This window comes from Actinokineospora globicatena (genome assembly GCF_024171945.1).
Lineage (GTDB): Bacteria > Actinomycetota > Actinomycetes > Mycobacteriales > Pseudonocardiaceae > Actinokineospora > Actinokineospora globicatena.
On record NZ_JAMTCR010000002.1, the window covers coordinates 1105471 to 1124569 of the forward strand.

Sequence of the window (19099 nt, forward strand, 5' to 3'; positions counted from 1 at the left end):
GGGCGCGCGGCGCGGTGCGGGAACAGACCCGGCCGCGCGCCGACACCAACCCTGCCTGCCCCTGCCTGATGAACCCCTGAGGCAATGGCCTGCCATGGGGTCGCCGACCGGCACTGGTGGCAGTATCGCGATCGTGGACAAGACAGCCGTTCAGCAGACCGTCCGGGAGTTGTGGGAGGCAGAGATCCTGCCCAGCCTGTCGGACTTCGTCGCGATACCCGCCCTCTCGCCGCACTTCGACGGCGACTGGGCCGCCAACGGGCACCTCGACGCCGCCGTCGAACACCTGCGTGGCTGGATCACGGCGCGCGACATCCCGGGTGCGCGCGTCGAAGTGGTCACCCTGCCCGACCGCACCCCCGTGCTGCTGGTCGACGTCCCCGCCGCCGGTGCGGACAAGGGCACCGTCCTGCTCTACGGGCACCTCGACAAGCAACCCCCGGTAGGCGGGTGGGGCGAAGGCCTCGGCCCGTGGCAGCCGGTGCTGCGCGACGGCAAGCTCTACGGCCGCGGTTCGGCCGACGACGGTTACGCGGGGTACGCGGCGACCGCTGCGATCGAGGCTGTCCGCGCCGCGGGTGGTTCTCACAGCCGGTGCGTGGTCTTGCTGGAGACCGGCGAGGAGTCCGGTAGCCCTGACCTGCCCGCTTACCTCGAACACCTCGCTGACCAGCTCGGCCAGGTCTCGCTGGTCGTCTGCCTCGACTCCGGCGGCAACGACTACAAGCGGCTGTGGCTGACGACCTCGCTCCGCGGCCTGGCGTCGGTAGATCTGACTGTGCGTGTTCTGGACGCGGGTCAGCACTCCGGCCTCGCCAGCGGGATCGTGCCGAGCTCGTTCCGGGTCATCCGCAGGCTGCTCGACCGGATCGAGGACGCCGAGACCGGTGAGATCCTGATCAAGGAGATGCACGTCGACATCCCGGACGACCGGGCTGCCGAGGCCGCGCAGTCGGTGGCCGCCGCGCCGGGCACGGTCCGCACCCTGTTCCCCCTGCACGGTGACACCCGACCGGTGGACCCCGATGAGGTCGAGCTGGTCCTGAACAACGGCTGGCGCCCGACGCTGTCGGTGATCGGAGCGAACGGCTTCCCCGAGCCGGTCGACGCGGGCAACGTCCTGCGGCCGTTCACCACGATGACGCTGAGCTTCCGGCTCCCGCCGACCGCCGACGCCACCGCCGCGCTCGAGGCAGTCCGCGACGCGCTGACCTCCGATGTCCCTTACGGCGCGACGGTCGAGCTGTCCCGCACCGAGGCGGCCGCGGGCTGGAACGCCCCGCAGTTGGCGCCGTGGCTGCGCGCCAGCCTGGACGCGTTGTCCGACGAGATCTTCGGAAACCCCTGGCAGACGGTGTCTCTCGGCGGCTCGATCCCGTTCATGGGCCTGCTCGCCCGGCTCTACCCGGAGGCGCAGTTCGTCATCACCGGGGCCCTCGGCGCCGACAGCAACGCGCACGTCCCGGATGAATGGCTTCACGTGAAACAAGCGGAAAGGGTCACCGAGGCGGTCGCGCACATCCTCGACGCGCACGCCAAGTCCTAACGCCGCGCCAAGTGGTCCGCCTGCCGTGTCGTCTCCGGCAGGCGGTACTGCGGCGTGAGGCGCAATACCAGGTCAGTGGCGGTGTCGAGGTCCACCAGGTGCCCCACGGAGACGAACACCGGCTTGACGCCGTCCTGCGTTCGCAGCGCACGCCCGACAACCTCGCCGCCGTCGGTCAGCGCTGACCAGTCGCCTCTACGTGGCCCCGGAGGGTCGAAGTCGCCCAGCGCGTTCTTGCCTACGCCTAGAGCTGGAATGCCCGTGAGCACCCCCGCGTGACAGGCGAGCCCGAACCTGCGCGGATGTGCCAGCCCTTGGCCGTCGCAGACCAGCACCTCAGGTGGCGTTGTCAGCTGGTCCAGGGCTCGCAGCAGCAGCGGGAGCTCGCGGAACGCGAACAGCCCGGGGATGTAGGGGAAGCTCTCCGGTCCTACGCAGGTAGCGGAGTCGACGACCTTGAGAGTCTCCAAGTCGATCGTGCACACCGCCGCCGTGAGGACATCTGTGTAGTGCACATCCAGGCCAGTCGCTGTCTTAGGCCTGAACCCACTCGGCGCCTCGGCCCTGACTTGCTCTCTTAGCCTTTCCTGCACCGCGATGGCCTCAGCCTCGGTCGCGGGCCACTCCGGGGTGTCCACCTGGTCAGGACTGGTGGAGCCAGGTGGCGAACAGCAGGTCGGTGTGGTGTTCGCGGAAGTTGGTGAGGGTGGCGATGGGGGTGTTCTTGGCCCAAGTACCGGGATCGATCTGGACGAAGCCGTCGGTCGACGCCTTGGACTTGTCAGGGCCCACGTAATAGAGGCCCGCTGAGCCCTCGGGGGAGATTCCGACGACCAGGCACTCGTGGCCTAGGTGGTCGGCGCGGGTGGTGACCTCGTCCAGACGGTCCAGGGAGTCCAGGGCGACCACGGCCTGCCAGCCGGTGGGGGTCTGGGTGAAGCGCGGGTCGACAGGGTCAACGAGCGCAGTCAGGGTTACCTCGCCGCGTTCGGGAGAGGTCGCGGGGTACTCGCGGCCATCGAGGAGAGCGATGATGCCCGTGCGGGGGCGCTGGTAAGTCATCGGGAGTCCAAGGGAGTCCAGGTGGACGCTGTCCACAGGGCGACCGGGAGCGGGCCGCGCGCGGTGTGGGCGATGATGCGCGCGCCCACGGGGATCACGCCGGGCTGCTTCCACCACTCAGGTAGCGCCAACGGCCCACCCGCAGTGAGTCCCGTACCGGTGAACGGCCACGGTGCGAACTCGGTGCGCACGGAGTTGGGGTCAACGCCTGCGGCTAGAGCGGCGGCGGTCATCGCGTAAGCGGGTTCGCGGGGACCGGTCGGTGCGCCGAACGGGACGACGTACCGGTCCGTGGGCCCTGCCGGGAACTCCATGGTGTGCAGCACCGGCATGTCCTGGCGGAACGGGCTGCCCGCGTAGTCCAACCGGAACGCCTGGTGGAAGTCGCGCGGCGCCCGCAGGTTCGCGCAGTCCTGCAGCCGGGCGACGGTGCCGCCGACCAGCCGGAAGTCGAACGGGGGCAGCGCGCCGACCACCCCGGCGGACACCTCGTGCCGCAGGTAGCGGTCGACCGACCACGGCGGCAGGACCTTGACCAGCAGCGTGTCCGGCGCCAGCGTGACGATGGCGTGGACCCGCGCGGTCAACGCCCGCTCGTGGTCGCTCAGACTTCCGGTCACTCGAACGTGCTCTCACGCCACCGGGTGAACCCCAGGTCCCGCTGCTCCTCGTGCACGTCCCCGAGCTCGGCGGCGGGCACCTCGCGGCGGTACTCGTACCGGTCCACCTCGGTGAAGCCGTTCTCCGCGGCCCAGCCGCCGTTCGAGTCGGCGTAGGTGACCGTCGCGACCCCGTCCACCACGGACTCGACGGCGACCCGGTGCCCCTGCCACTTGCCGTACGACCTGGCGGAGTACACCCGGTCGCAGTCGGCGGCGGTCAGGTCCGCGACCCAGCCGCCGAAGCGCTCGTGCCAGGAGAACAGGGTCGCGTCCGGGTTGTCGGCCTGCTTGGTCTTGAGCACGACCCGGTCGTTGTTCGGCGAGAACGTGCACGGGTGCGTCACCCCGCGCACCACGGCGAACTCCCCGGACCGCGGCCCGGCGTACCTCATCACTGCCTCACCCACCCGAGCACACTGTCATACACGGCAACGACCGTCTTGTTGCCCGCCGCGTCGAACTGGTTGATGGTCGACCCGTCCGGGATCGGCATCCGGCTGCCCATCTGGAACTCCGGCACCCCCATCGTCGGGTGCGCGGTCACGCCCGCGCCGGTGTAGGGCCACTGGTTGATCGACGGGCTGTACCGGTCCGGGTTGACCCCGGCGTTCTCCACCGCGTTGATCATGTCGTCGCGCGCGGCGAGCACCCTCGGGTCGGTCGCGCCGAGGCCACCGGGCACCGACGGGTCCATCGACGGCGCGCCGATCGGCGTCCGGTACAGCGAGGCGTCGGACGCCGGGAACTCGATGGTGTGGATCGTCGGCTGGGACACGTCGTAGGGCGTGCCGGAGTAGTCGAGCCGGTTGCCGTTGATCAGGTCGGCCGGGGTGTTGAGCCCACCGGCGTCCTGGTGCCTGGCGACGAACCCGCCGACCTCGGTGTACTTGCCGTTGAGGTAGTTGGCGACGTCGGCGTCGGGGATCACCTTCTGCATCAGCGTGCCGTTGGTGACCTCGACCTCCTTCATCGCGCGCGCCATCAGGTCCCGCTCGTGCGGGGTGAGCTGACCGGACCCCGGCACGTCGCCCGGCTTGGGGTCGGCGCCGAGCTTGTCCATCGCCCCCTTGAAGTCCTTCCACTCCGCGTCGGTGAACTTGCCGCGCACGGTGTCCGTCCAGTGCGGACCGGACGACCCGGGCGTGGTCGGCTTCACCGGCGGGGTCCCGCCCCCGCCGCCACCCGTCGTCGACGAGGTAGGGGGCGTGGAGGAACTGCTCGGCACAGTGGACGACGACGGCGTGACCGTGGGCGTCACCGAAGACGGCGTGGTGGACGGGGAGACCGAACCGCTCGGCACCGTTGACGACGACGGCGTGACGGTAGGCGTGACCGAGGACGGTGTGGTCGACGGAGATGAAGTCCCGCTGGGTGCCGTAGTAGTAGAAGGCGTAGGCGGCGCGCTGCTCGTTGTCGTCGTCGGAGTCGATGACCCGCTCGGGGCCGTCGACGTTGACGGAGAGTTCGGTGTGTTCGGGGTAGTCAGGTTCGGTTGCCCCGTCGTCGACGGCGCGTCGACCGGCGCGGGAGCGTTGCGAACGGCGTCCGGCGCGGAGGGGGTGTCAGCGCCGTGCGGCTTGGTGCGCAGACCGCGCAGCCCCGACTTGATCGCCTCCCAGATCTCGCCGAGCTTGGCCAGGATCGGCCGCAGCTTCTCCACCGACCGGATCAGCTTGGTGATCACGTCGGTGATCCGGCCGACCCACTTCGCCACCAGCGCGCCGACCGAGGCGACGATGTGCGGGGTGGCCAGGCCCAGCGTCAACCCGGCCTCGGCCAGCCACTGCGGCAGCCGCAGCAGCAGCGTCGAGATGCACTCGGCCACCAGGTCGCGCACGATCCCGCGGACCACGCCGACCAGGGCGCCGACCACCTCGACGACGGTGCCGATCGTCCCGGCCCCGCTGGCCGCCGCGGTGATGTGCTCGCCCTGCGCCGCGGTGTTGGCCCGGTAGGCGTCGGCGGCCGGGCCGGTCCACGCCGAGGTGCCGTTGGCGACCTCGGTGCCGAAGTCGGTGGCGATCCCGCCGACCGCCTGCGACACGTTCTTCCAGGTCGCGGCGTACGCGGCGATCTGGTCGGCGTCACCGGCCAGCCAGTTCAGCGCGTCGCGCAGCGGGGCGACGTGCTCGATCACCCAGGAGATCGCGTACTGGCCCAGGGTGCCGATCGGGTCGAGCGCCAGCGACAGCACCTCGAGGCCGCCGCCGAGCGCGCCGAGACCGCCCTCGACCCACGACCCGTTCTGCACGCCGTTGTAGATGTCGGCGGCCGACTCGACCAGCCCGATGCCGGTGTAGCCCTTGGTGGAGTCCTCGCGTGCCGCGACCAGGGGGTTCGTCACCGGGCACCGCCCGAGAAGGGCTGGGTGTTGGCGCGCTCGGTGTTGTCGTAAGAGCCCGCGGTTTCGCGAACGCCGCCCGCGGTCGCGTCCATGGTCGACGACGCCTCGCGGATCGAGTCGACCGCGGGCTGGCTGACCGCCTGCACGATCGGCACGAAGAACTGGCAGATCACCCCGTACGCCTGGCTGCCCAGGTGCACCTGGTTGGCCGCGTCGAACGCCTGCTCCAGCCGGTCGTTGAGCGCGTCGAGCCTGCCTGCGTGCGCGCCGAGCTCATCAATGAGGACGCCGTATCCGTCGGGCACCGCTGGACTCCTTCTCAGCGCAGGATGGAGGGTCCGCCCCAGTCGTCGTCCGGATTGTCGTCGTCCGGGTCGTCGTGGCTCGGGCGGGTCGAACGGCCAGGTCGCTGTCTCGGTGGTTCATCACCGTCGTCGACCCGCCCCAGGCGCATCTCGTCGACAGTGCTCGCGGTTGGACGCTCGGGCTCGGGCTCCGGTTCCGGGAACCTCGCGCGGTAGGAGTCGACCACGGCGGCCACGGTCTGCGGGTCGTCGCCGACGGTGCGGGTCATGACCTCGGCGACCTGCTCGGTGATGCGCGACTGGGCCAACCGCATTGTGCGCAGGACCAGCTCCGACAGCTCGGCGCCGCTGATCTCACGCGAACGCTCGCTGATCACGAGGTCGGTGACCGCGCCGGTAGCGTCAACCGTGACCGACACGAAGTCCTCGCGTGAGGACTCGGTCACCGACACGGCGGCCACCTCGGTCTGCATCTCCTGGTAGCGCTCCGCCTTGGCAGCGACACCGGCCGACCAGCGGCGCAGCTCCTGCTCGGTCTGGAATCCGTCCCCGCCGAATGACGGCTGGCTCACGCGTGCTCCCCGGCTTGCTCGGTGGCGATGGCGCGGCCAGTGTCCACGAAGGCGCCAGCCTTGTCAGTCCCTTCGGCACACTCACCAGGCCGGGTAGCGCTCCCGCCAGCCCGGGTGCTCCAGCGAGTTGGTCGGGCTGAACTCGATCAGCGCGTCCCGGCCGAGTTCCTCGATGACCTCGCGCAGTTCCAGCCCGGCGAGCCACTCGGCGGGCAGCGCGCCGACCCCGTGCGCGGCGCCGAGCAGGTTGCCGCAGATGGCGCCGGTGGAGTCGCTGTCGCCGGAGTGGTTGACCGCCAGCAGCAGCCCGTCGGCCAGGTCGTCGGCCACCAGCGCCGCGCACAGGCCGATGGCCAGCGCCTCCTCGCCGACCCAGCCGCCGCCGAGCTTGGCCAGCGTCTCCGCGCTCGGCCTGCCCCGACCGGCCATGTCGACGGCGTCGTCGATGGCGTCGACGGTCTCGGCCGACTCCTCCCAGGTGACCAGCTCGGCGCGGACCTCGGCGATCGCGGTGGGCAGGTCGGTGCCGTCGAGCAGGCGGTGCACCAGGAAGGCCAAGGCGCCCGCGGTGAGGTAGCCGCTGGGGTGGCCGTGGGTCAGCGCGCCGGACTGGGCGGCGACGACGAACGAGTCGAGCGGGTCCTCGGACCACAACGCGCACGGGGCGGCCCGCATGACCGCGCCGCAGCCCTTCGAGTCGTTGATGCGGTGCGAGAGGGTGCCCCGGTCCGCGCCAGCCGCGAAGCCCTTGAGCGAGGTAAGAACGGTCGCCCCGGGTGCACGGCGGTGGTAGAGCCCTCGCTCACGGATAAGCCAACCGTCGGGCTCGGCTTCCATGGCGTAAGAGCCCCCGGCTTGGTGCCACGGGGTGCCCTGCGTGTGGTACCAGCGCTGGTAGGCGTGCTGGATCACGGACGCGGGCTGCTGCTCGAAGAACATGAGACGTCTTCCCAGGTGACCCCTGATCATCGCCTCTAGGGTGAAGAGGGTCATCTGCGTGTCGTCGGTGATCCGGCCTCGGCCGCCGTAGGCCTCCTCATAGCCGGTTACCCCCGCCTCGCCGAAGCGGCCGCGGATCTCGTCTATGGAGAGGAACTCGATCGGCGCACCCAGGGCGTCGCCGACCGCGCCTGCCAGCAGGGAGCCGAGCCACCGGTCGGCGGGAATCACGCGCTCGTAGGGCAGATCACCGTCCACGTATGGGAAGCGTAGTGGCATCTGGCGACAACCACCCCCGGCACCATCTGTTCGCGATCAGTTGCGATGCGGACTCGACGAGGGATCTCACAGCGCGGTACCCCTCGCGTCCGGGGGGCCGGTTGCCGCGCATCTTTCGGCAACAGGGGTGGGAAGCGGGAAAAAGTGCGTCCGGCGTCTCGTCTACGCAACAAATAGGATGCGTACATGTGACAAACCGACGAGTAGTGCACAGTTTCGGCACTGGATGGCAGTATGCGTCCCACCTCGCACCTGAGATGAATGAGGAGTGACACCGTGGCGCGTCGATCCAAGCTGAAGGTGCTCGCCCTGCTGCCCGCGCTCGCACTCGCGGTCGTGGCCTGCGGCAGCTCCGACGGCGGCTCCACCGGTTCCAGCGGCGGCAACACCGCGGCGAACGGGGTCAAGCTCGTGGAGGCAGGCAAGATCAAGACCTGCACGAACCTGCCGTACCCCCCGTTCCAGTTCAAGCAGGGCGACAAGACCGTCGGCTTCGACGTCGACATGGTCGACCTCGCGGCCAAGAAGCTCGGCGTCACCCAGGAGATCGTCGACATCCAGTTCGACGTCATCAAGAGCGGCGCCGCGCTCAACTCCGGCAAGTGCGACGTGGCCGCCGCGGGCATGACGATCACCGACGAGCGCAAGCAGAACCTCGACTTCACCAACCCGTACTTCGACGAGGTCATCGCGCTGCTGGTGCCCAAGGGCTCCGGCATCACCAGCCTCGACCAGCTCAAGGACAAGAAGATCGGCGTGCAGCGCGGCACGACCAGCCTCGACTACGCCACCGAGAAGGGCTTCACGCCGACCGAGTTCGAGGACTCCGGCAAGCAGCTGCAGGCCTACCAGGCCGGTCAGGTCGACGCGGTGCTGCAGGACCTGCCCGTGGTCAACGAGTGGCTCAAGAAGCAGGGCCTCGGCGAGAAGTTCGAGATCGGTGCCGAGATCGAGACCGGCGCGCAGTACGGCATCGCGGTGAAGAAGGGCGGCAACCCCGAGCTGCTCAAGACCCTCAACGACGCCCTCGCCGCCGCCATCAAGGACGGCACCTGGGCCAAGTCGTACGAGCAGTGGATGGGCTCCAAGCCCAAGTCGACCCCGTCCGGCTCGTGAGCCACGGCCAGGAGGCGGGTCCGGCACCCCGGGCCCGCCTCAGCCCGCGCAAGCGGCAGCGGATCAGCCGCGGCGTGCAGTACGCGGTGTTCGCCGCGGTCGTGGTCGCCGTCGCCCTCGCCGCCGACTGGAAGGCGGTGGTGGAGAACTTCGCCGACCTCGACGTGGCGAAGGAAGCGTTCCCCGAGCTGATCACCATCGCGCTCAAGAACACCGTCATCTACACGCTGTCGGCCTACGTGGTCGGCTTCGTGCTCGGGCTGGTCGTCGCGCTGATGCGGCTGTCGTCGATCGCGGTGTACCGGGGCGTCGCCCTGGCCTACATCGAGGTCTTCCGCGGCCTGCCCGCCCTGGTGGTCTTCCTGATCTTCGGGTTCGGCCTGCCGGTCGCGTTCCCCGGGATGAAGTTCCCGTTCGACCAGTACGGCACGGTCGCCGTCGCGCTCGGCCTGGTCGCCTCGGCGTACATGGCCGAGACGTTCCGCGCGGGCATCCAGGCGGTGCCGCGCGGGCAGATGGAGGCGGCCCGCTCGCTGGGCATGTCGCACACCAGGGCGATGGTGTCGATCATCATCCCGCAGGCGCTGCGGATCGTGATCCCGCCGCTGACCAACGAGCTGATCCTGCTGTTCAAGGACTCCTCGCTGGTGTTCGTGCTCGGCGTGACCTCGCTGACCACCGAGCTGTCGAAGTTCGGCGGCGACCTGGCCACCGAGTACGCCGACTCCACCCCGCTCGTGCTGGCCGGTGCCGCCTACCTGGTGATCACCCTGCCGCTGGGCTACGTGGTGCGGCGGCTGGAAGCCAAGCAACAGAAGGCCAGGTGAGCCCCCGGTGAGCGCTGTCCAGATCATCGACCTGCACAAGTCGTTCGGCGACCTGGAGGTCCTGCGTGGCATCGACGCCACGGTCGAGTCCGGTGAGGTGGTGTGCGTCATCGGGCCGTCCGGCTCCGGTAAGTCCACCTTGCTGCGTTGTGTGAACCTGCTCGAGCAGCCCAACAGCGGCACGATCGTGGTCAACGGTGCCGAGATCACCGACCCCGACTGCGACATCAACGCCGCCCGCCGCCGCGTGGGCATGGTGTTCCAGCAGTTCAACCTGTTCCAGCACCTCACCGTGCTGGACAACCTCACCATCGCCCAGCGCAAGGTCCTTAAGCGCGACAAGGCTGACGCCGAGCGGACCGCGATGGAGAACCTGGAGAAGGTAGGCGTAGCCGACAAGGCACGCGTCTACCCGGCCACGCTCTCCGGCGGTCAGCAGCAGCGGGTCGCCATCGCCCGCGCGCTGTCGATGGGGCCAGAGGTGATGCTGTTCGACGAGCCCACCTCGGCGCTGGACCCGGAGCTGGTCGGCGAGGTGCTCGGGGTGATGCGGCAGCTCGCCACCGAGGGCATGACCATGCTGGTGGTCACGCACGAGATGCAGTTCGCCCGCGAGGTCGCCGACAAGGTCCTGTTCATGGACGGCGGCGTCGTGGTCGAGCAGGGGCCGCCGTCCCAGGTCATCGCCGCCCCGCGGCACGAACGGACCAAGACGTTCCTCGCCCGGGTGTTGGATCCGATCAACCGCTCGGAGTAACAACGCGGGAACGAAGCGTCACCGGTGTGCGTTCTCCTCTGGAGGGGAGGGGGACGCCGTGGCCGGACGTGACACCGACGAGGTCGGGGGTGTGCTCGACCCGCACTCCCCCGACCCGCCCGCGTGGGCCGTCATGCAGGCCGCCGACGTCGTGCGCCGGGTGGACCCGGAGAACGGCGGCGTGCTGCGGCGGCGCAGACCGACGACGGTTCCGGTGGTCAGCGTCAGTGACCGCTACCTGGTGGGTCCGCTCGACCTGCGCGCGGTGGAGTTCCCGTACCTGCTGGAGTTCGTGCGCTGCCGGTTCGAGCAACCGCCGGACGTGCGCCAGGCCAGGCTGGCCGGGGTCGAGTTCCGCGACTGCTGGTTACCCGGGCTGCAGGGCCGCAACCTGCGCAGCGACAACGACCTGCAGTTCGTCGGCGGGACCGTCATCGCGGGCAGCCTCGACCTGACCGACGGCGAGATCCACGGCACCCTCGTGCTCTCCGGCGCCACCCTCGCCCCGACCAAGGGCCCCGCGCTGCACGGCGACCGGCTGCACCTGGCGGGCGCCCTGCTCGCGCCGAACCTCGTCGCCAGGGGCGAGGTCCGCATCCCCGGCCTGCGCAGCGGCGGCAACCTCAACTTCGCCGGTGCCCACCTGGACAACCCGCGCGGCATCGCCATGAACGGCAACGGCCTGCAGGTCGGCGGCAACCTGCACCTGACGGCCGACCCGCGCACCGGTACCCCGTTCCGCTGCGACGGCCAGCTGTTCCTGCCCAGCGCCCGCGTCGACAGCGACTTCTCCCTGCGCGGCGCCCGGCTCACCCCGCGCACCGAGCACTCCCGCCCGGTGCCCCCGGACGACCCGTTCTTCGACCCCAACGCCACCCTCGTCGCCGATCGGTCCAGGGTGGACGGCAACGTCAACCTCGACCGCGACTTCACGAGCAGCGGCACGGTTCGCATCGTCAACGCCCACATCGGCGGCTCCCTGCGCCTGTCGCACGCGCGGGTCGACCTGTCCGGCGGGCAGGAGACGTTCGTCGAGCAGGACGGGGCAGGCCCGGGGCCGTACCCGGACCGGGCGCTGCACCTGGACGGCACCGAGGTCCGCGGCGGGATCGACGCCAGGGACGCGCGGGTCGCCGGGCAGATCCGCCTGGTCGACGTGAAGGTGCAGGGCAGCGTCCTGTTCGACCGCGCGGTGCTGAGCAACCGCAACGGCGACGCCATCGAGGGCAGGCGGTTCTCCGTCGGCGGCAACCTCGACGGCCGCTCGCTGCTGGTGTTCGGCTCGGTCCTGCTGCCGGGCGCCAAGGTCGGCGCGAACCTCGACCTGCGCGGCAGCCGGTTCGTCGCCCCGGGCAGCTACGCCCGCGACTCGTCCCCGAAGCCATCGCTTGACCTGCGCGTGTCCCACATCGGCCGCGACCTGATCTGCGCCGAACCGTTCGCCGCGCACGGCGAGATCCGCATGCGCCGCGCGGAGATCCTGCGGGAGACCAACTTCCACGGCGCGGAACTCGGCAACGACCGCGACCTGGTCGCCCTCAACGCCTTCGGCATCCAGACCCAGGAACTCCGCCTCGACGTCGCGTCCCCACCCCGGGGCCGCATCGACCTGCGCCACGCCCGCTGCGCGTTCCTCGCCGACAACGAGAAGTTCTGGTGCGCCCAGGGCCGCATCGAACTCGAGGACTTCCGCTACGACGCCCTCACCACCCCGGTCGAACTCGACGACGACGCCGAGATCGAACGCCGCCTGCGCTGGCTCCGCGCGGGCATGCGCGACGTGTACCGGCCGGGGCCGTACGAGCAGTTCGCCCACATGCTCCGCTCGGCGGGCAACGAGGAACACGCGGCCACCGTCCTGGTGGAGAAACAACGCCGCCGCTACAACGCCCTCGCCGACGGCGCCCGCCTGGCCGCCCCCGGCATCCGCCTCTGGAGCTGGCTCCAACGCTGGATGGTCGGCTACGGCTACCGCCCCACCCGAGCCCTCGCCTGGCTCTTCGCCTTCCTCATCGCCGGAACCCTCTGGTTCTCCGCCGTCCCCGTCCCCCACGAGGCCAACGCCGACGACCACCTCGTCTGGAACCCGGTCCTCTACACCCTCGACCTCTTGGTCCCCATCGTCGACTTCGGCCACAAGAACAAGTGGACCGTCGACGGCCCCTCCCAATGGATCTCCGCCGTCTTCATAGCCCTCGGCTGGATCCTCGCCACCACCGTCGCCGCAGGCATAACCCGCATGCTCCGCCGAACCTCCTGACGGTCAGCCATCCGGCCACCGGTGCCCCGCGTCGTCCAGCATCGCCAGCGCCCGCTGGTCGTTGCGGACCATCGCCTGCGCCAAGCGCCCCGCCGCCGCCACGACCTCCGCCCAACCCTCGTGCTCCAGGAACGCCTCGTCCGTGGCACCGCCCGCAATCGCGCCACTGACGGTGGAGAAGGCCGCACCGAGCTTCGCCATGAGGTCGACCTCCTCCTGCGTGCGCAAGCAGACCCCGAGGTAGCGCTGTGGATCGTCGGCGTCGCAGAAGTCGTCGAACAGCACGTGGACGACGTGGTCGAGGCTCTCGACCTCGTCGGGGCACAACCACACCTCCCGTTGCCAAGGCGGATTGGCCAGCGACAGCACCACCGGCACGATGTTGAGCCGGAAGTAGGGATACTTGACGCCGTGGTCGGTCACCCCGGCACAGTAACTCCCACCCAATGCCTCGTCGAAGTCGTTTTCGCTGGTCAAACCTGCTCGACGAGTCCGGCCGCACGAGCTGCACGAGGAGAGGGATGAGCTTCCGGGCCACGTGGGAGATCTACGACCCGCGGGAACTCCCCGCCGATGGCGCGCTGGTCGCCCATACCCCGCAGGATGTCGGCCGTCTGGTCGCCCTGCTGTCCGAGCCCAGCGCGAACCCGGCGATGGTCGTCCACCTGGACCGCCCGCTCGTCATCTCCGAGTTCAGCGGCAACACGGTCCCCGACCACCTGCTCTGGGCGCTCGTCCACAGCGGATTCGGCTACCTGTCGCACTTCTGCCCAGAACACCCCTACAGCGTCCCCATCGGCGATCCCGCTTCCCCCGCGCGCCACTACGACCACACGGAGTTCGAAGCAGGCAGCGGAGTCAGCTTCGATGTATTCACCCAGGCCCTCAAGGAGTTCCTCACCACCGCCGCTCGCCCCACCTGCGTCCAGTGGCGGCAGATCTAGGCGGTCTCCCAAATCCTGGGCCGGGGACCAACCCGGAACCGCAGGGCTGTTGAATCCCGGCGTGAGCACAGCTGGACTTCTGGACCTCCTGTTACCACCAGGTCAGCTTCTCCACATGCCACCGGCGCTCACGTGCCGTGCTTCAGCCGCGAACCCGGGGCAGCCGTTGCCCTCGTTGCCGAGGACGTCGAGCAGGTCGTCGACGGAGCGCGGGTACTTGCGGTGCCGGGACACCTGCCGCTGGAGCGCGGCTGACACCAGGCGCGGAGAGAGATCGAGCTGGTCTTGGAGAAACTCGTCCTGGTGCACAGCCGCGATGCCGTAGCGGTCAAGCGCGTGCTTGGGAAAGTCCTTCAGGTTCTCGGTCACCAGCGACGCCGCCCCGCCGCGGACGGCTGCCGCGAGAACATGGCGGTCCTTGGGGTCGTTCTCCATGGCGGGCACGAGGTGCTCGTAGCCGGTGACGTTCGCATCGGAGAAGTGGTGGGTCATCTGCTCAATCCGATGGCTCACCTGCGCCTCCGACAGGCCCCGTTTGGCGAGGTTCCTGGCCAGCTCGTCCAGGACGCCGATGGACCACAGTGGGCGGAACAGGCCGGACTCGGCGATGGTCAGCAGCGTGTCACACACGTAGGGCTTGAGGAGGACACAGGTGTCGAGGAAGGCGGGGTACAAGTCTCACTCGTGTGCGTCGTCGTCCAGTGGGGTTCGCTCGATCGGTGTTTCTAAGGGCAGGTCGTACAGACCGCTGTCTTCGCCACTGCGCACCATCTCGTCCAGTCCGGAGGCGCGGGCCCGTCGGGCGCGCTCCTGATAGGCGAGCACGTCTGCCAACCGCACCCTGCGGTGTCGGTTCGGCTGCTCGTAGGGGATGTCCCCAGCTTCGAGAAGGCGTACCAGCGTTGGGCGGGAGACGCCCAGCAGGTGAGCGGCCTCACTCGTGGTGAGCACCGTGTGTTGCGGTGCGACGGTGATCGCCAGGCCCTGCGACATGGCAACGACAACGTCGCGGAGCACCTCGAACACCTCTGCGGGGACCTGCAGTTCTGTGCCATCAGGTGCGACGAGTGTCGCTGGGCCGTCGTGCCCGTGCGCCAGCGCGCGAACCCACGGGGACAGGACCTCCGGACTGTCTGGAGGTAGCACGGTCCGCTCGCCCGCGATCGCTGTCATGCTCGCCAGCTTACGCCGAAACGAACGAAACGAAAGGTCGAGCACCCGGATGGTGGGCAACGGAACAAGCTCGATGCCTCCTGGTGTTGGATTCCCGCGTGAGCACAGCACAGCCCCGTCGTCTGTCCCGCGCTGCCGAACTCATCGGGCGCGGGTGGTTGAACACCGGTGACAAGGACCTGCACCTCGGTGACTTCCGCGGCAAGGTCCTGCTCCTGGACTTCTGGACCTTCTGCTGCATCAACTGCCTGCACGTGCTCGACGAGCTCCGCCCCGTCGAGGAGGAGTTCAAGGACGTGCTGGTGACCGTCGGGGTGCACTCGCCGAAGTTCGTGCACGAGGCGGATGAGCAGGCGCTGAGGGCGGCGGTGGAGCGGTACGAGGTGCACCACCCCGTGCTGGACGACCCGGAGTTGACCACCTGGCAGGCGTACGCGGTCAAGGCGTGGCCGACGCTCGTGCTGGTCGACCCCGAGGGTTATGTGGTGCACGTTGCCGCTGGTGAGGGGCATGCGGAGGCGTTGCGCAGGGTGATCGCCGAGGTGGTGGCCGAGCACGAGGCGAAGGGGACGTTGCACCGCGGTGACGGTCCGTACGTCCCGCCGCCGCCCGCTGAGACCGAGCTCCGGTTCCCCGCGAAGGCCATCGCGACCGCCAATGGCACCGTGCTCGTCGCCGACACCGCGCACCACCGGATCGTCGAGCTCAAGGACGACGCTGTCGTGACCTCTTACGGCACCGGCGCGCGCGGCAGGCAGGACGGCACCGAGCCCACCTTCTCCGAGCCCTCCGCCGTCGCCGTGCTGCCCGAGCACCTCGACGTGGGCTATCACTTGGTGGTCGCCGACACCGTCAACCACCTCCTGCGCGGCATCAACACCGACACCGGCGAGGTCACGACCATCGCGGGCACCGGCCTGCAATGGCGCAACGGACCGACCGACGGTCCCGGTCTCGAGATCGACCTGACCAGTCCGTGGGACCTCGTCTGGTGGGAGCCCGCGGGCGGCCTGGTCATCGCGATGGCGGGCAACCACACGCTCGGCCTGTTCGACCCGCGCACCGGTCACGTCAGCCGGTTCGCGGGCACGACCGTCGAAGGCCTCAGCGACGGTCCGGCCGAGGAGGCCTTCTTCGCCCAGACCTCCGGGCTCGCGGTCGACGGTGACCGCCTCTGGCTCGTCGACTCCGAGACCTCCGCGCTGCGCTGGATCGACGCCGACCGCACCGTGCACACCGCCGTCGGCAAGGGCCTGTTCGACTTCGGCCACCGCGACGGCCCGGCCGACCAAGCCCTCCTGCAGCACCCGCTCGGCGTGACCGTCCTGGCCGACCACTCGGTCGCCGTCGCCGACACCTACAACGGCGCCATCCGCCGGTTCGACCCGGCCACCAACGAGGTCAGCACCCTGGCCACCGGCCTCGCCGAGCCTTCTGGCGCCGTCCTGCTCGACGGCGACCTGGTCGTCGTCGAGTCCGCCGCGCACCGGCTGTCCCGCCCCGTCGCGAAGGCCCACCTGGTCGACGGCGAGGCGCACCAGGTCCGCAGGCCGCCGACCGACATCGCCGCCGGGGTGCTCGACCTCGCCGTGGTGTTCTCCGCGCCGCCGGGGCAGAAGCTCGACGAGCGGTACGGCCCGTCGACCCGGTTGGAGATCACCTCGTCGCCGCCGGAGCTGCTCGCCGACGGCGCGGGCGTCGGCACCGACCTCACCCGGAAGCTGACCATCGCCGCCGGTGTCGCGGAGGGCGTCCTGCACGTCGTCGCGCAGGCCGCCAGTTGCGACGACGACGGCACCGAGCACGCCGCGTGCCACCTGACCAGGCAGGACTGGGGTGTCCCCGTCCGGGTGACCGACACCGGCGCGCACCGGCTGCCGCTGGTCATGGGTGGTCTCGACGAGCAGCCCTGACCACGTCGGAAGCCCACCCCGAGCAGGCGGTTACCATTCCTCGGTGCCGGAACTGAAGCTCGAGATCCAGATGCTGCACGACCGGGTCCTCGTGCGGCTCACCCCCGAGGAGGGGGAACGGCGCAGCACCGGCGGCATCGTCATCCCGGCCACCGCGCAGGTCGCCAAGCGGCTCGCGTGGGGGGACGTGGTGGGGGCGGGGACGGGCGTTCGAACGGTGAAGGTGGGCGACCGGGTGCTGTTCAACCCCGAGGACCAGTTCGAGGTGGAGGTCCACGGGCAGGCCTACCTGGTGATGCGCGAGCGGGACGTGCACGCCATAGCCAGCGAACGCACCGAACACGGGACCGGGTTGTACCTCTGATCGGGTACCTCTGAGGGGAAAGGTGAGCCGTGCCGCAGGACCAGGATTGGCCTGACGGGGCTAGATGGCCGGAGTCGCACACCGAGCAGACCGATCTGTTGCCCCGGGTGCCGCAGCACGTGGGACCGCAGTCGGTGGGTTCGCCGCTGGACGGTCCGACCGAGAAGCTCGCCACGCCGACGGAACAGCAGGACGAGGAACAGGAGCCCGCCAAGGGCAAGAGCTTCCGCAAGCCCGCCATCATCGCGGGCGCGGTCGTCGGCGCGCTGGCCGTGCTCTACGGCCTGGACCTCGCGATCAGCAGCGGGGACGTGCCGCGCGGGACGACCGTGGCCGGGGTCGAGGTCGGCGGCATGTCGCAGGTCGAGGCCGAGCGCGAGCTGCGGGACAAGATCGAGCCGCGGCTCACCCAGCCGGTGTCGCTCAAGATCGGCGCGGTCGAGGAGAAGCTCGACCCGGCCAGGTCCGGGCTCACGCTGAACTGGGGTGCCACCCTGGAGCAGGCGGGTGACCAGCCGCTCAACCCGTTCACCCGGCTGTCGTCGCTGTTCGGCGGCACCCGCGAGGTCGGCGTGGTCACCTCCACCGACGACGAGGCGCTGACCGGGGCCATCGACCGGCTCAAGCAAGCCGGGACGCGCGCACCGGCCGAGGGCGGCATCCGGTTCGACGGCGCCACCCCGGTCGCGGTCGAACCCGCGCCCGGCCAGGAGCTCGACACCGCGAAGGCCAGGTCGATCATCATCGACGGCTGGGCCGATGGCGGGGCACTGACCCTGCCGGTGACCTCCACGCCGGTGAAGACGACGCCGGAGGGCGTGCACGCCGCGCTCGAGGTCGCCAAGGTCGCGGTGTCCGGGCCGGTCGTGGTCAAGGGCGACGGCAAGGACGCCAAGATCGAACCCGCGGTGATCGCGGCCGCGCTGACCTTCGAGCCGGTCGACGGCGGCGGCCTGAACCCGAAGGTCGACCTGGTCAAGGTCACCGACGCGGTCAAGCCGCAGCTCGCGCCCACCGAGAAGGAGGGCAAGGACGCGCAGGTCGTCTTCGAGGGCGGCGCGCCGACGGTCACCCCCTCGGTGGACGGCACCGGCGTCAAGTACGACACCGCGTTCGCCACCCTGCTCGACGTGCTGAAGAAGCCGGACGGCCGGGAGATCAAGGTCGAGTACACCAAGGCCCCGGCGAAGGTGACCACCGAGCAGGCCAACCAGCTCGGCATCAAGGAGGTCATCGGCGAGTTCACCACCAAGGGCTTCGCCACCGACTCCGGGATCAACATCCGCACCGTCGCGGCGAAGGTCAACGGCGCCATCGTCAAGCCGGGCGAGACGTTCAGCCTCAACGGGTTCACCGGTCCGCGCACCTCGGCCCAGGGCTACGTCGAGGCGGGCGTGATCAAGGACGGCGCCCCCGGCCGCGAGGTCGGCGGTGGCATCTCGCAGTTCGCCACGACGCTGTACAACGCCGCGTACTTCTCCGGCCTCAAGGACGCGGGCCACAAGGAGCACAGCTACTACATCAGCCGCTACCCGGCCGCCCGCGAGGCGACGGTGTTCCAGAACCACGACGGCAGCAGCGTCATCGACCTCAAGTTCACCAACGACGCGCAGACCGGGGTGGCCATCCAGACCATCTGGACGTCCGGGTCGATCACGGTGAAGATCTGGGGCACCAAGCGCTACGACGTCGAGTCGATCACCGGCGGCCGCTCGGCGGAGACCGCGCCGCAGGAGAAGCCGGGCCCGACCACCGGCAAGTGCTCCCCCAGCAACGGCGCGCCGGGCTTCACCACGTCCGACACCCGCGTCCTGCGCGAGGCGGGCACCGGCCGCGAGATCCGCCGCGACACCCGCACGGTGCGGTACAACCCGCAGCCAAAGATCGTCTGCGGCCCGCCGCCCGCCGTGCCGCCGCCCGCGGGCTGACCTTCCGACGTCGAAGGCCCGGTGACCGCACGTGGTCACCGGGCCTTTCACGTTTGAGCCACACGATCAGGTGACACGTCATCCCCGGACCAGGTGACCGAGGAGGGC

Annotated in this window: 20 protein-coding genes; 9 read left to right on the plus strand and 11 right to left on the minus strand. The window is 70.0% G+C overall.

Translation table 11 applies throughout. The annotated features are described in order from the left end of the window. The first annotated feature begins 94 nt into the window (after positions 1 to 94). The gene (locus LV79_RS05250) at positions 95 to 1546 is read left to right on the plus strand and encodes a M20/M25/M40 family metallo-hydrolase (protein WP_301320392.1); all 1452 of its coding nucleotides are present in this window, start codon (positions 95 to 97) and stop codon (positions 1544 to 1546) included. On the opposite strand, the gene LV79_RS05255 is transcribed toward LV79_RS05250, so the two are convergent. The 8 genes from LV79_RS05255 to LV79_RS05290 form a co-directional block, all read right to left on the minus strand. Then, positions 1543 to 2184 carry an endonuclease V gene (locus LV79_RS05255; RefSeq protein WP_253832588.1) on the minus strand — a complete coding sequence of 214 codons (642 nt, stop codon included), beginning with the start codon at positions 2182 to 2184 and terminating at the stop codon, positions 1543 to 1545. The two genes, LV79_RS05250 and LV79_RS05255, sit on opposite strands and share 4 nt — an antisense overlap. Before the next feature lie 4 nt (positions 2185 to 2188). Next, on the minus strand, positions 2189 to 2608 hold the full coding sequence (locus tag LV79_RS05260; RefSeq protein WP_253832590.1) for a hypothetical protein: 420 nt from the start codon (positions 2606 to 2608) through the stop codon (positions 2189 to 2191). Continuing rightward, complete coding sequence (locus LV79_RS05265) at positions 2605 to 3228, minus strand: hypothetical protein (RefSeq protein WP_253832592.1); 624 nt, start codon at positions 3226 to 3228, stop codon at positions 2605 to 2607. Before LV79_RS05265 ends, LV79_RS05260 begins: the two co-directional genes overlap by 4 nt. Further along, a complete protein-coding gene (locus LV79_RS05270; RefSeq protein ID WP_253832593.1) occupies positions 3225 to 3662 on the minus strand; it encodes a UCP033725 family protein in 438 nt (145 codons plus the stop codon). Before LV79_RS05270 ends, LV79_RS05265 begins: the two co-directional genes overlap by 4 nt. Continuing rightward, complete coding sequence (locus tag LV79_RS05275) at positions 3662 to 5614, minus strand: WXG100 family type VII secretion target (protein ID WP_253832595.1); 1953 nt, start codon at positions 5612 to 5614, stop codon at positions 3662 to 3664. The genes LV79_RS05270 and LV79_RS05275 overlap by 1 nt, the downstream gene beginning before the upstream one ends. Then, entirely contained in the window at positions 5611 to 5919 is a 309-nt protein-coding gene (locus LV79_RS05280; protein ID WP_253832597.1) for a type VII secretion target, read from the minus strand. Before LV79_RS05280 ends, LV79_RS05275 begins: the two co-directional genes overlap by 4 nt. A 14-nt stretch (positions 5920 to 5933) precedes the next feature. Then, a complete protein-coding gene (locus LV79_RS05285; protein WP_253832599.1) occupies positions 5934 to 6491 on the minus strand; it encodes a YbaB/EbfC family nucleoid-associated protein in 558 nt (185 codons plus the stop codon). A gap of 81 nt (positions 6492 to 6572) precedes the next feature. Beyond that, positions 6573 to 7688: an ADP-ribosylglycohydrolase family protein gene (locus LV79_RS05290; RefSeq protein WP_253832601.1), complete on the minus strand. Its 1116-nt coding sequence runs from the start codon at positions 7686 to 7688 to the stop codon at positions 6573 to 6575. A gap of 297 nt (positions 7689 to 7985) precedes the next feature. Here LV79_RS05290 and LV79_RS05295 point away from each other — a divergent pair, with 297 nt between their 5' ends. The 4 genes from LV79_RS05295 to LV79_RS05310 are packed head-to-tail and all read left to right on the plus strand — an operon-like array spanning position 7986 to position 12669. After that, a complete protein-coding gene (locus LV79_RS05295; RefSeq protein ID WP_253832603.1) occupies positions 7986 to 8825 on the plus strand; it encodes an ABC transporter substrate-binding protein in 840 nt (279 codons plus the stop codon). After that, a complete protein-coding gene (locus LV79_RS05300) occupies positions 8822 to 9652 on the plus strand; it encodes an amino acid ABC transporter permease (protein WP_253832605.1) in 831 nt (276 codons plus the stop codon). Before LV79_RS05295 ends, LV79_RS05300 begins: the two co-directional genes overlap by 4 nt. Before the next feature lie 7 nt (positions 9653 to 9659). Next, complete coding sequence (locus LV79_RS05305; RefSeq protein WP_253832607.1) at positions 9660 to 10409, plus strand: amino acid ABC transporter ATP-binding protein; 750 nt, start codon at positions 9660 to 9662, stop codon at positions 10407 to 10409. A gap of 58 nt (positions 10410 to 10467) precedes the next feature. Beyond that, on the plus strand, positions 10468 to 12669 hold the full coding sequence (locus LV79_RS05310; RefSeq protein WP_253832609.1) for a translocation/assembly module TamB domain-containing protein: 2202 nt from the start codon (positions 10468 to 10470) through the stop codon (positions 12667 to 12669). Positions 12670 to 12672: 3 nt separating this feature from the next. Here LV79_RS05310 and LV79_RS05315 read toward each other — a convergent pair whose 3' ends face one another. Continuing rightward, positions 12673 to 13092, minus strand: coding sequence for an SCO4402 family protein (locus LV79_RS05315; RefSeq protein WP_253832611.1), 420 nt, complete (start codon positions 13090 to 13092; stop codon positions 12673 to 12675). 98 nt (positions 13093 to 13190) lie between these two features. Between LV79_RS05315 and LV79_RS05320 the strand changes: the two genes are divergently transcribed. Continuing rightward, positions 13191 to 13613, plus strand: a complete 423-nt coding sequence (locus LV79_RS05320; RefSeq protein WP_253832613.1) for an Imm1 family immunity protein — start codon at positions 13191 to 13193, stop codon at positions 13611 to 13613. A 102-nt stretch (positions 13614 to 13715) separates the two neighbouring features. Here LV79_RS05320 and LV79_RS05325 read toward each other — a convergent pair whose 3' ends face one another. Further along, entirely contained in the window at positions 13716 to 14288 is a 573-nt protein-coding gene (locus LV79_RS05325) for a PIN domain-containing protein (protein ID WP_253832615.1), read from the minus strand. A 3-nt stretch (positions 14289 to 14291) separates the two neighbouring features. After that, positions 14292 to 14786 carry a helix-turn-helix domain-containing protein gene (locus LV79_RS05330; RefSeq protein WP_253832617.1) on the minus strand — a complete coding sequence of 165 codons (495 nt, stop codon included), beginning with the start codon at positions 14784 to 14786 and terminating at the stop codon, positions 14292 to 14294. Between the two features lie 98 nt (positions 14787 to 14884). Between LV79_RS05330 and LV79_RS05335 the strand changes: the two genes are divergently transcribed. The 3 genes from LV79_RS05335 to LV79_RS05345 all read left to right on the plus strand — a co-directional run bounded on the left by LV79_RS05335 (position 14885) and on the right by LV79_RS05345 (position 18991). Beyond that, positions 14885 to 16699 carry an NHL domain-containing thioredoxin family protein gene (locus tag LV79_RS05335; protein WP_253832619.1) on the plus strand — a complete coding sequence of 605 codons (1815 nt, stop codon included), beginning with the start codon at positions 14885 to 14887 and terminating at the stop codon, positions 16697 to 16699. 70 nt (positions 16700 to 16769) lie between these two features. Further along, positions 16770 to 17063 (plus strand): GroES family chaperonin, encoded by a 294-nt coding sequence (locus tag LV79_RS05340; protein WP_253835827.1) that lies wholly within the window; start codon positions 16770 to 16772, stop codon positions 17061 to 17063. A gap of 29 nt (positions 17064 to 17092) precedes the next feature. Beyond that, the gene (locus LV79_RS05345) at positions 17093 to 18991 is read left to right on the plus strand and encodes a VanW family protein (protein ID WP_253832621.1); all 1899 of its coding nucleotides are present in this window, start codon (positions 17093 to 17095) and stop codon (positions 18989 to 18991) included. Positions 18992 to 19099 lie beyond the last annotated feature (108 nt).

What these genes read in the sequence shown, in the direction of transcription:
- LV79_RS05320 (WP_253832613.1), top strand. Translation starts at nt 13,191, where the DNA reads ATGAGCTTCCGGGCCACGTGGGAGATCTACGACCCGCGGGAACTCCCC.
- LV79_RS05330 (WP_253832617.1), bottom strand. Translation starts at nt 14,786, where the DNA reads ATGACAGCGATCGCGGGCGAGCGGACCGTGCTACCTCCAGACAGTCCG.
- LV79_RS05250 (WP_301320392.1), top strand. Translation starts at nt 95, where the DNA reads ATGGGGTCGCCGACCGGCACTGGTGGCAGTATCGCGATCGTGGACAAG.
- LV79_RS05260 (WP_253832590.1), bottom strand. Translation starts at nt 2,608, where the DNA reads ATGACTTACCAGCGCCCCCGCACGGGCATCATCGCTCTCCTCGATGGC.
- LV79_RS05270 (WP_253832593.1), bottom strand. Translation starts at nt 3,662, where the DNA reads ATGAGGTACGCCGGGCCGCGGTCCGGGGAGTTCGCCGTGGTGCGCGGG.
- LV79_RS05340 (WP_253835827.1), top strand. Translation starts at nt 16,770, where the DNA reads ATGCTGCACGACCGGGTCCTCGTGCGGCTCACCCCCGAGGAGGGGGAA.